The sequence below is a fragment of the Bacillus sp. MYb56 genome, assembly GCF_002976445.1.
GTDB classification, from domain to species: domain Bacteria; phylum Bacillota; class Bacilli; order Bacillales; family Bacillaceae_G; genus Bacillus_A; species Bacillus_A mycoides.
The window spans coordinates 396,074-408,339 of the sequence record NZ_PCOH01000002.1 but is presented as its reverse complement, the minus strand read 5'-3'; the positions used below and the strand labels follow the sequence as shown (position 1 = coordinate 408,339).

The following is a 12,266-nucleotide window of genomic DNA, read 5'->3' as shown; positions in this document are numbered from 1 at the left end:
TGTTAATCTTTAAAAAAAGATAGACAAGGATGAAGAAGAATGAAAAAAATAGTTTTAGTTGGACTTTCTACCATAACTTTAATTATTATTGGTTTTGTCTCTTACATTACATTAACAACGAAAGATCCATTAAGTGACAAAGAATTTCCAAAAACTCAAGAAAAAGCAAAGGCAACTGCTATTGAATATTTTCAAAAAGAAAAACAGTTAGATGTTGTTATAACTAAAGTTGGAGTAGTGGGAGAAATAGGATATAAAGTTTGGATCGAAGGACATGAGCTGAATAATGAACAACAAAAAATTGATGCAATTATAGATGTTGCAAAAGAAGATAAATATAAAGTAATAAGTTCTAATATCGATTAAATATCGATTATTACGTATAGTTGATATTACTTTATTAATATAATTTATCATAGAATGCGACCTTTAAAATGAAAAAGCGCTATCCTGTTTGTAGAAATATACAGAAAGGATGGCGTTTTTGTATGGATTTTTTGATTCAAGATGAGTTTCATTATTTGTTGAAGAATTACAGTTATCTCTGCATTTTATCTTTATATCAGTATGCTATTATCTTGATATAACTATGTTACATTTAGTAGTGACAGAAATAGTGAAAGATTTCTAATTGGTTAAAATATAAAATGAACTATTTCTTTATAAAAATAAAATTAATCGTGGGGAAGATGAATTATGCAAAGAACAATTTTAATTGTAGAAGATGAAGATATTTTACGTGAAATCATGAAGGATTACCTACTAAACGAAGGGTATAACGTCTTAGAGGCGATTGATGGGAAAGAAGCGTTATCTATATTTGAAGAACATGAGGTACATTTAATTATTCTAGACATTATGTTACCGGAATTAGATGGTTGGGCGGTTTGCCGGCGAATTCGGAAGAAATCTAATGTACCTATTATTATGCTAACGGCTCGGGTGGATGAAGATGATACCTTACTCGGATTTGAAATGGGAGCGGATGATTATGTTACAAAACCATATAGTCCTCCTATTTTATTGGCAAGGGCAAAACGATTAATTGAAAGCCGATATTCTTCCACTATTAATGTATCTACTGAAGACACATTAACTAGTAGTGGTATCCATGTACATTTCCCTTCTCGTACAGTAACTGTAGATGGGGAAGACATAAGTATGACACATACAGAATTTGAAATATTAACGTATTTAATGCAAAATCAAGGGATTGTGATTTCGAGAGAACAACTAATCACTAAAATTTGGGGTTATGAATTCGCTGGGGATGATCGTACTGTTAATAGTCATATCCGTAATTTGCGTCATAAATTAGGACAAAAAGCGACTTGTATTGTAACCGTTGTGCGAACTGGTTATAAATTTGAGGGACAGGTATGAAAAAAGGAATTGTATTAAAGTTATTTATATTAACTACGGCATTATGCACACTTATTTTAGTGACTATTTTTATTGGACAAACCATATTTTTTAAGCAATATTATTCGAATCGAAAAGTTAATGATATTAAAACGAATATTCAATCCTTTGAAAAGGCATATATAAAAGCTGGAGATGACGCGAAAAGGATTCAAGAGTTGGAACAAAATTTCTACCAAGATAATGCGACATGGATTACAACGCTAGATAGGGTAGGGAATATAAAATATGCAAGTGATTTTTCTTTAGAAATTCAGTTAGATCCTAACGGAAATAACACCTTTTCTGAACGTTTAATTCAGATACCGTTGTATAGTTTTGTTAATTTAGAAGATATACAAAGGATAAAAGATAGTTTAGAACAGGGGAGTCATATTATTATCGATGGAGTGCAGGAAGGTGATGCAGTAGTCCCTGCGATGTTAACAATAAAAGAGAAGAATATTGGTTTGGAGAACAAGCAGTTGTCAGAGAAGTTATATGGCCCAAAAGTCGCATCTTCAAAAGAAAATTCACAGTTATATTTAGCAGGAAGTATTAAGAACGTGCAGTTACCGGAGGGTACTATAGGAACTAACTCTATTTATGGAAATCGTGTGTTAATAGATAGAATAAAACAATTTCAGGTTGATTTAATATTAAATCAAAAACCAAATAATATTACTTCTACAGAAATAGTGGATTATGAAGAAAATGATATTAAATATAAACTATTAATCAAACCAACAATAGATGCAGATGGTAAGGTAAATTATATATTTGCTATGACATCATTGCAACCAGTTGATGAAGCTGTGCAAATGATAAAGGATTATTATGTATATTTAATTATCTTTGTTTTGATTTTAATCGTTTTGATATCGTTCTATTATTCAAATAAAATCGCCAAACCACTATTACAAATAAATGATACTACAAAAAAAATCGCTGGTTTAGATTTCTCAGAGACGATACCTATTACTACAAAGGATGAAATAGGTGCTTTATCACAAAATATTAATACACTTTCTAAGGCTTTGCATTCGTATATTAATCAATTGCAGCAAGATATAGAGAAAGAAAAGCAATTAGAAAATACACGTAAAGAATTTATCGCGGGTGTTTCACATGAGTTAAAAACACCTTTAAGTATTATGAAGAGCTGTATTTCAATTTTGGAGGATGGTGTTGCTAGTAATAAAAAGGATTATTACTTTAAAGCAATGTCAAAAGAAGTAGATAAAATGGATATGCTCATTATTGATATGCTGGAGTTAGCAAAATTCGAGTCTGGTACGTATAAAATGGAAATGGATGTTTTCCATATTGATGAGATGATTGATTATATATGTGAGCAATTAACCTCGGATATAATAGCTAAGCAATTACATGTGCATAAACAACTTTCTAAAATTGAGGTAGTTGCAAATCCACATCGAATAGAACAGGTGGTTACTAACTTTATTACGAATGCGATTCGTTACACACCAGAACAGGAGAATATTATTATTTCTACAATAGAAGAGAATGAACGTGTAAAAGTATGTGTAGAAAATAAAGGAGCACATATTGAACTAGAACATTTAGAGAAAATATGGGATCGTTTTTATCGAGGAGATACGTCTCGTCAACGCTCCAAAGGTGGAACAGGATTGGGCCTTGCTATTTCAAAAAATATATTAGAGCTGCATGGTGCGGAATATGGTGTTTCGAATACAGAAGATGGAGTGTTATTTTTCTTCTACTTAAATAAAAACGTGTAGAATTTTCATTCTACACGTTTTTATCATTTTTAAACAAAATCGACATTATCTGCATTTTATCTTTATCAGCATTCATTAATATCTTCATTAGAAAGGGAATGAAAAGCTGATAAGGAGATTGTTAAAATGAAAAAAAGAGTGACATTGCTTTTATTTATAATATTAATAATGGGCACAGGAGTTAGTTTCATACATGCTAAGGGGCATAAAAATATATCACAAGAGGATTTACGATTAAGAGGAAAAACAATTGTAATTGATCCAGGGCATGGTGGAGGAGATAGAGGGACGAAAGGAAAGAAATTTGGAACGATTGAAAAAGAGCTTAATTTAAAAGTAGCACAAAATATAAAGAAAGAATTAGAAGAAAGAACGGATGCAAAAGTTATATTGACGCGTGAAAAAGATGCGAGTTTACTTTCAGAAACAAAACAAAAGGAAGAATTGCAAGCGCGTGTCAAAGTAGTGAAAGAACATGCGGCGGATCTTTATATTAGCATTCATCATGATGCTTTTGAGGATACAAATGTAAAAGGAATAACAACTCATTATGGATCTAATAAAAGGAAAGATAAAAAATTAGCTAAGATCGTACAAGAAGCTATTTTTGATCAAAATATAGACAGCCGAGATCGAGGTGTTCATGGCAGTGATTTTCTTGTCTTACGAGAAAATTCTTCTCCGGCTATCCTAATAGAATTAGGGTTTACATCTAATGCGAGTGATGAAAAAAGAATGAATTCAGAAGAATTCCAAGCAAAATCGCAAAAAGGAATTGTGGATGGCATTATTAATTATTTTACGATGTAATAAAATAGGCAAATAGAAAAATACTATTCTTTCTAAATCTTAATTAGGAAGAGTAGTATTTTTTATTTTGGGTGTATATCCAGTTTTCAAATTAAAAACAAATATTTTTCTAAAGAGTGGATGCAATACGCTATTCTTTAACTGATTTCGACATTATCTGCATTTTATCTTTATCCATCTCTATTAATCTATTTATTGTAAACACCGGGTGAAACTAATGATTCAGTCGAGTAAAGGCTCAGCCTTATAAATAATGAATATGAAAATTAATAGGGAAAGGATCGAAAAATAATGAAAGAATCACAAAGTAAGAAAAAAACAAGTCGATTAACTAAGGTAATAATATCTCTAGGAGTTGTTTTAGCAACGACCTTTTTCACTTTCTTTTTAATTGGAAAATGGCACTCTATCCCAGCGAAGGGAGTAGCTAATGAAAGTATGAAACAAGTTAATACGCAACAACAAGAAAAGAAAAAGGAAACATCACCAGCAAAACAAAAAAGACCTGATGGAAAACCGGTAGGAAAAGTTGTCTATTTAACATTTGATGACGGTCCTAGCGAATTGACTGGGAAATTTTTAGATGTACTAAAAGAGCAAAATGTTGCCTCTACATTTTTTATGCAAGGTAGCAATTTACAAAATACAGGTTTTCAGGAAAATGTAAAACGAGCAGTAAAAGAAGGACATTATATTGGTGCACATAGTATGACACATAATAGTGATAAGCTATACAAAAAGGGACAATTTGTACCAGAGATGAAAGAAACGTTAGATCTTATCCATAATATTACGGGTACAACTCCTAAACTGGTCCGTCCGCCATATGGATCTGCACCAGGATTAAAGGGAGAGGAAATTCGGAATCAAATTGTAGAAGCAGCAATAAAAGTTTGGGATTGGACAGTAGACTCAAATGATTGGAAATTAAAAGATAATCCAACTCAGATTATCGAAAATGTAAAAAAACAGACAACAGAAGAAGTAGAAGTTGTTTTAATGCATGAAAAAGCACAAACATTACAAGCTCTTCCTGAAATTATTAAATTTTATAAAGAGCAAGGGTATGAATTTGGGGTATATAATGATGAGGATCATTTTCGTCTAAACTTCCAAAAAGATCAACGTCTATAGTATAAACATAGTTATTTTAAAAGGTGTTTTTATTACTAAATCAATAATTAAGCCAAAAGTCGATTTCCTATACGATAAAGAAATCGGCTTTTTCTTTATGGAATTTTACTTTGTGTATGAAGCCTGTGTTTTAGGATGAATATATTGAACTCATTTTAAAACGGCATTTGAGGGCTCGTATTATTTTTTCTAAATTTATTAGTTAAGATTATTCGACAATTATATAAATAATCATTTAAAGTATAAAATATACACATCTTAGGGAGGGCATATATGTGAAGAAGTGGATGAAAATTGTTCTTTACTCTTTACTAGGTATTTTACTTATAGGAAGTATTACGTTTTTGACTTGGTCTCAGTTTACTTATAAACCAACGAAAGAGGCTTTGTCGTTAGTAGATGATAAAAAAGATGAAGGTAATATAGTATTTGGAGAGAAAGATGCTAAAATAGGGGTTATTTTTTATCAAGGAGCTAAAGTAGAAGCTGAGGCTTATAGTTACTTAGGAAAAGCTCTTGCAAAAGAGGGGCATGTTGTAGTAATGCCTAAGTTACCATTAAATTTAGCGATACTTGGAATCAATGCAGTAGACAGTGTAATTGAACAGTATCCTGAAGTTCAAAAATGGTATGTTGCGGGGCATTCAATGGGAGGAGCTATGATTTCTAAGTATGCCTTTCAACATGAAGACAAGGTAGACGGGATCATTTTCTTAGGTTCGTATCCTGCAGATGATTTCTCTACTAAATCGATTCCAATGTTATCAATTTATGGGGAAGTAGATGCTTTAGCAACTGTAGAAAAAATAGAGAGCAATAAAAAGTTAATGTCAAAGAATACAGCTATGCACATGATAAAAGGCGGAAACCATGCTCATTTTGGCATGTATGGTGAGCAAAAAGGTGATAATGCGAGCTTAATTACGTCAAAAGCACAACGAGATGAAACAGTGAAAGTAATTGAAGAATGGTTATTAAAACAATGATAGCGAATGTAATAAATTTACCGAAAGGATTCTCCCATCTCAAGCATGTGTAGGAAGATAGCCTAACGGTAGGTGGGAGAGATAATAAAGAGCCAACTCGTACGAATTGGCTCTTTTATTTATTTGCTATCTCCAATTGGCCCCTTATTTTCTCCGGAATGTCCTTTTCAGAAATAATGTCGTAGGAATAGACATACTTACCTTTCACATGAATTTTTAAGTAAGTTTTTCTTATAAAATCATTAGGAGTGTTCGTTCCTACTTTATATTCCTTTTCATTCCTTAATTCATCAACACCTTTTAGCGAGTACATAGCTCTTCCTTTATGATGGTAATCTGGAACGCCATATTCCTCCGTAATAGCGTATACATTTTTTTCTTCAGCAATCGGATTAAATCTGTCTAAATCTCCGCGTAATATGAAAGGTAGTAAGTATATAGGGAGGCCTATGCCTATTATGTAAAGTACAAATTTCTTCATGATTGTTTCTCCTTTTACGTATTTACGTTTTTCAGTATAGAAAAAACTTCTTATGAATATAGCGGGGAATTTCTTAAGTTTTTCTTAAAAAAATTTTTAAAGTAAGGTTATTTTAACCAAAATTTTCATGAAAATACCTTTAAAAAGAACGTTAGTTCGTATATAATAAGAACAGACGTTCTTTTGTTAGGAGTGATAACCTTGTATGATTATTCTCTTTTACCAAATCGCATTATTCTTTGTGTAGATCTTCGTAGCTTTTATGCGAGCGTATCATGTATTAAAAAAGGACTTGATCCACGTTATACAAAATTGGCTGTCGTAGGAGATGTAAACCGCAGTGGATCAATTGTATTGGCAGCAACACCGCCATTAAAAGCGTTAGGAATAAAGAAGATGGCTCGTTTGTACGAAATACCGAAGCGGCAAGATATTATTATTGTGAATCCAATTATGCATACGTATGTGAAATGTTCAAATTACATAACGGGCTTAGCTTTACAGTATGTTGCGCCGGAAGATTTTCATCAATATAGTATCGATGTTCTGTTATATTAAAGTAAACCAAAGAAAATGGTTTACTTTTTTCGTTTATGGCTTAGAAAGAATGTATTTATTAATAGTGTACTAAAAGAATTTCAGTACACTATTAATAAATACAGCAAATGAGGTGAGAATTGTAGGGTGAAGCATGAAAATACGTATGGATTAAAAGTAAAAAAAGCTAGTAATGGAGAAATTCTAAGATATTTAATTGTGGAGGATGGTATTCCTGTACCAGAAGTATGTTTATGGCTTGATTTTGTTTCAATAAATAGCTATTTAACAGGAGAGAGATATGCTTATGCTTTATTACAATATCTTAGATATTTAAAAGAGAGGAATATCCATTATAAAAATGTGACTAGAAAGGGAGTCATAGAAGAATATGTGAAGCATCTTTTAGGATTAAACGAGAAAGTTTTAAATGTTGATACGAATATGACTTACACAGCCGTGAAGATGAATATTAGTGTTCTAAAAGGCTTTTATTACTGGCTAGAGGACAATATGAAAATTATTCATAATCCTATTATCTACGGAAATAGCGATATAAAAAATACTAAATTTAAAGAAAAAATTTTTTTATACGGACAGATATGGGAGTTTGATGTAGAAAAGACAATTTTGAGTAGATTAACTTACAAGCAAAAAAGAAATCATCTAAAATGGTACAGCGAAGAAGAGAAAGAAAGTATTTTTGATTTTTTACCAACTGTACGAGATAAACTTATTTTCCAAATTAGTATCGAAACTGGTATGAGAATCGGTGAAATATTGGGTTTAAGGTTAGAGGATTTTGATCCTCATAATAATTGGCTTTCAATAATAAAAAGAGACAATATTAAAAATTATGCTAAAGCGAAAACAAAAGAAAGAGAGGTACCGATATATGAAACTCTTTCTGAACAAATACAAGTATACAAAGAAAATGAACGAAGAAAATCAGATATTTATTATAGTGAATATTTATTTCTAAATCACAAAGGAAAGTATAAAGGAGAACCATTAAAAGCACGTAACTTCTTACACATTTTAAAAAATGCTGCTGAAAAAGCTGGTATGGAACGTTCTGAAATTAGAACACATAGTGGAAGAAGCACCAGAGCCCAAGAATTAGTTGAGATTATGAGAGAACATCCCGAATTAGGTGTGACAGAGGGGTTAATATTAGAAGAATTAGGTTGGTCTAGTGTGAGAAGTTTAAAAGTATATGAGAAAGGATACACGAAGAAGCAGAGAAAAAAAGTAATGGATAAGATTAAAACTATAGTAGTCAATCAGAGTGATGAATAGGAGCGAACAATGGCTAATGTAAAAGTACTAAGAGACATATCACCAGTACAGGGTGTTTACGAAATTAACGGTTATGAAATTAAACTGTATTGGTCAAAAAAATTATATGTAGATGATCCAGGTTTTATCCCTATGGAGTATCTGGAGGTTCTAGTGGATGATGTAGAGTATGCATTGAAAAGCACCGATATAAAATTATTTAAATGTGTCATAAGGAGTCCGTTACTAGCAAATAATGTATTGAAGATTGCAGAAAAGGTTTTTTATAATGAATTTTCAGCTCTCTTGAAGGAGATTTGTAAGGAGTTTTATTCCAAGGAAAAGGTGATTAGTAAGCAAGGAATTATTGAGTTTTTAATTGAAGAATATGTCCATACTGGAAACCAGCATCATATTATAAAAGAGAGTGTAGAAGTATTTTATACTCAACTAAAAAATGATTTGAAAAATGCCTTAGTTGATCTACGAATAAAAGGTGTTAAAAGGATTTTAAATTCATTTCCAGATTATATAAGAAGACAACCTTTATACACTGACTTGAAAGAAGTTTCTTCTAATTATCTAATTCGAATTGGAAAGGTATATATAGATGAACACTTATGTTTTAATAGAAAAAAGTTTGGAGCTTTTGCATTAGGAATTAGTGATATTAATTCACTTGTTATGAACAATATAGATTTTCGATATTTTATGCAACCAATATTTCAACAACTAGAATCTTATTTAATAGAAAAATTGAAAACACACAGATATTCTTTCTCTGATGATATTTGGCTAATTGTTGATATAAATATACAAATTCCAATGATTAGAAAATTGGATTGGACATTTTTACACGGTATAGTAAAAGTAGAGTTGAAAGAATATATACATAGTTATACACAAATGGGAGAGAATGTAAGGGGAGTTGCTAGAAGATTTAGGCATATTCAAAAGTTAGGAGCTGCATTGCATAAAATGCAATACAATAAATACTCATCCTTATTAGATATAGATGTAATTCAAGTGCAACAAATTATTGATATTTTACAAAAAATCCATGGCAAAACAGGCATGAACTATAATATTAAAACAATACAAAGCTGTATTTCTGAATGTAGACTATTATTTGATTGGATAGTTAAAAAGAAAGAAAAAAGTTCTATAGAGAATCCTTTTAGGATGATGATTTTACATAACGTGGATGCATTTTCTGAAAGCGCTACCTATATTCCTGAAGAAGTTATAAATGTATTAAAAGAAAAATTAAGTGAGCTAGATCCATTTGTACAATGTGCATGGACTATTATGATGAACACGGGAATTAGAATTAGTGAAGCTATTAATTTAAAAGAAGAGTGCCTTATTTATGACACTAAAGATAGAATTTATTATCTTAAATTCATTCCACATAAGACTTTAAAGTATAGAAGAAAGCATGGCCTTGAAGATTATCATTATCTTCCTATTAGTGATGCGAGTTTGATAAAAATTATTAATCAGCAAATTGAAGATACAAGAGAGTTAAGAAAAATTAGTGGAGAAAACAGAATATTTTTAAAGAATACAAAAAAGGGAATCAAACTGTATTCTGGTACAGAAATAGCGCGAGCGATTAATAAATTAATTCATAAATACAGTATACGCGATCGGGATGGTTTATTATGGAAATATACCCATCATCAATGTAGAAAAACTGTAGCAGTTAATTTATTCACAAATGGTGCAACAGTAGAAGAGGTCAGTGATTGGTTAACTCATTTAGATTCAAAAGCTACTATGAAACATTATCATGACATTGAACTTATGAAAATTGCGAAATTAGATGCCGAATATTTCAATGTTGCGTTCGATAATTTAGATTCAGATATTAAGAATATATATAGTCCATCAGAACTAAAACATTTAAAGGATGAAATTATGATGGGATCTAGAAGTACACCTGAAGGACACGGAACTTGTATAAAACATGTATCATTTGGTCCATGTCATAAGAAAAAATGTGTAGGATGCAAGATGTTGATAACAGGTCCGCAAAAGTTGGAAATGTGGAAAAAGCTATATAGCGAACAACAAAGCTATTTAGATGAATGGGAAAAAGTTATGATTGAAAATAATATTGGTGAGTGGAAAGATTATAGAGAATATCAAGCGGAGATAAGTTTATTAAAAACATATGATGATACAGTTCAGAAACTAGAAAAGTTTATAAAAGAGAGGTTATCAGAAGATGAACAAAAACAGTATCTCCATAACTAGTACAGATCCATTATATGATGGCACTCTAAGACGAAGACTTATAGATAAAATCTCACAATTAGGAGATTTTGATTTTGCAGATGATGTTTGGTATTACCGTCATAAGCATAGAGATTCAAGAGCAAAATCATACTATGTAGTAAGATTTCATAAGTTCAATGAGCCTTATAAAAGTTTATTAAAGTATTATGCATTGATTAAAACTCATTCTGTTTTTGGTATTCAGCAAAAAGTATATTATATTGCAGTTTTTATAGATTTTTTACATGAAAACTATCCAGGAGTTTCCTTGAGAAATATACGTAGAGATATTATTAATGCATATGAATATGCAATTAGTATTGATAATAATTACAAGCCAAATCATAAAAGTGCACTCTATAGAGCAATTAATGATTTTTTTAAAAGCCTTAAAGGGTTTCCAGAACTACCTCATACTGTTCCGACGAAATCTATAAATCCTTTTAAACAAGTTCATAATCCTAAAAATAGGATGGTTCCTCTTAACGCTATTCAAAAGATGGATAGAGCAATGAAGAATATGAATGTTAATATTCCTTTAGAATTCCGTACCTTTTACTGGTTAATAAGATCATTTCCAAACAGAGGAACTGAAATATTAAGTATGAAAAGGGAGTGTTTAAAAGCTTTTTATAGTGAATATACAATTAGTATTCCTACCTTTAAGCAAAATGGTGGGTATTATAATCCTGAAATGAAAGCAATTCCTGTTATCTATTCTGGGCATGGTAAATTTGTGGTGGATCTAATCAAACAATTAAAATTACAAACTGAAAAACTGTTGAAAAATTATCATTTAAATGATGGAGACCAAAAAGATTATTTGTTCATTGGAAGATATTTGACACTACATAATGATGGTAATGGTAATGTGGATATTAGATATGATAAGAGATATAAATTTGTAAGAAATTTAGACAATATTACAATGAATAGATACTTAAAAAGTTTTGCTACAATTATTGGAATTGTTGATGAAAATGGAAATCCTTATACTGTAACTTCTCACCAGTTTAGACATAATGCAGTTACAGATAGAATGTATCAAGTTGGTTACACCATGGAGCAAATAGTTAAGTTAACGGGACATAAAAATATTAACATGCCCTCTCATTACTTACATCAATTAAAAGAAAGACAAAAAGAAGTCCATTTAAATATAGGGGAACTAAAAGGTCTAGAAAATAATGCAGTATCATTTAAAGGAAGAATTATGAATCTTGATACCCAAACAATAAACTTTTTATCAAAGGATTTAAACAAATATTTAACATGGGAAGCAAATGGGAAAAAAGGTGTTGGAATATGCGGCGATATATCTGGGTGTAACCCTAAAGGAACTTCTATACTTTTTGAATGCTATGCATGTGAATGGTTTATTCCAAGAGCCGATTATTATGATGATTACAAAAAAGAATATGAATATTGGCAAGCTGTAATAGAAAGAATTGGTACGGATACAAGAAGAGCCTCTCAATTAGAGAATGCTATAAGAAATATTAGTTATCTAGAAAGGATAATTGAGATATGTGAAAAAGGTATAGAACAGTATCAAACAGAGGGCGTAGATAAATAAAATGTAAAATTTGCTAGAAG

The 12,266-nt window shown here is 30.8% G+C and carries 10 protein-coding genes and 1 pseudogene; 10 read left to right on the top strand and 1 reads right to left on the bottom strand.

All coding sequences use genetic code 11. From position 1 onward, the window contains the following. Positions 1–39 precede the first annotated feature (39 nt). The 6 genes from CQ058_RS04640 (at position 40) to CQ058_RS04615 (ending at position 6,094) form a co-directional block, all read left to right on the top strand. The gene (locus CQ058_RS04640; protein ID WP_002128033.1) at positions 40–366 is read left to right on the top strand and encodes a hypothetical protein; all 327 of its coding nucleotides are present in this window, start codon (positions 40–42) and stop codon (positions 364–366) included. 330 nt (positions 367–696) lie between these two features. Next, on the top strand, positions 697–1,383 hold the full coding sequence (locus CQ058_RS04635) for a response regulator transcription factor (RefSeq protein ID WP_002190078.1): 687 nt from the start codon (positions 697–699) through the stop codon (positions 1,381–1,383). Then, complete coding sequence (locus tag CQ058_RS04630) at positions 1,380–3,164, top strand: sensor histidine kinase (protein WP_105589499.1); 1,785 nt, start codon at positions 1,380–1,382, stop codon at positions 3,162–3,164. Before CQ058_RS04635 ends, CQ058_RS04630 begins: the two co-directional genes overlap by 4 nt. Before the next feature lie 126 nt (positions 3,165–3,290). Next, positions 3,291–3,974 carry an N-acetylmuramoyl-L-alanine amidase family protein gene (locus tag CQ058_RS04625; protein WP_002142388.1) on the top strand — a complete coding sequence of 228 codons (684 nt, stop codon included), beginning with the start codon at positions 3,291–3,293 and terminating at the stop codon, positions 3,972–3,974. A 291-nt stretch (positions 3,975–4,265) separates the two neighbouring features. Continuing rightward, positions 4,266–5,108 (top strand): polysaccharide deacetylase family protein, encoded by an 843-nt coding sequence (locus CQ058_RS04620; RefSeq protein WP_002033202.1) that lies wholly within the window; start codon positions 4,266–4,268, stop codon positions 5,106–5,108. A 275-nt stretch (positions 5,109–5,383) separates the two neighbouring features. After that, on the top strand, positions 5,384–6,094 hold the full coding sequence (locus CQ058_RS04615; RefSeq protein ID WP_002185483.1) for an alpha/beta hydrolase: 711 nt from the start codon (positions 5,384–5,386) through the stop codon (positions 6,092–6,094). A 115-nt stretch (positions 6,095–6,209) separates the two neighbouring features. On the opposite strand, the gene CQ058_RS04610 is transcribed toward CQ058_RS04615, so the two are convergent. Continuing rightward, entirely contained in the window at positions 6,210–6,575 is a 366-nt protein-coding gene (locus CQ058_RS04610; RefSeq protein ID WP_002168073.1) for a YxeA family protein, read from the bottom strand. Between the two features lie 201 nt (positions 6,576–6,776). Here CQ058_RS04610 and CQ058_RS04605 point away from each other — a divergent pair. The 4 genes and pseudogenes from CQ058_RS04605 to CQ058_RS04590 form a co-directional block, all read left to right on the top strand. Continuing rightward, a pseudogene (locus tag CQ058_RS04605) lies at positions 6,777–7,127 on the top strand (Y-family DNA polymerase); the annotation flags it as partial. A 132-nt stretch (positions 7,128–7,259) separates the two neighbouring features. Beyond that, positions 7,260–8,411 (top strand): tyrosine-type recombinase/integrase, encoded by a 1,152-nt coding sequence (locus CQ058_RS04600; protein WP_105589498.1) that lies wholly within the window; start codon positions 7,260–7,262, stop codon positions 8,409–8,411. 9 nt (positions 8,412–8,420) lie between these two features. Beyond that, positions 8,421–10,649: a tyrosine-type recombinase/integrase gene (locus tag CQ058_RS04595; RefSeq protein WP_105589497.1), complete on the top strand. Its 2,229-nt coding sequence runs from the start codon at positions 8,421–8,423 to the stop codon at positions 10,647–10,649. After that, positions 10,621–12,246: a tyrosine-type recombinase/integrase gene (locus CQ058_RS04590; RefSeq protein ID WP_105589496.1), complete on the top strand. Its 1,626-nt coding sequence runs from the start codon at positions 10,621–10,623 to the stop codon at positions 12,244–12,246. Before CQ058_RS04595 ends, CQ058_RS04590 begins: the two co-directional genes overlap by 29 nt. Positions 12,247–12,266 lie beyond the last annotated feature (20 nt).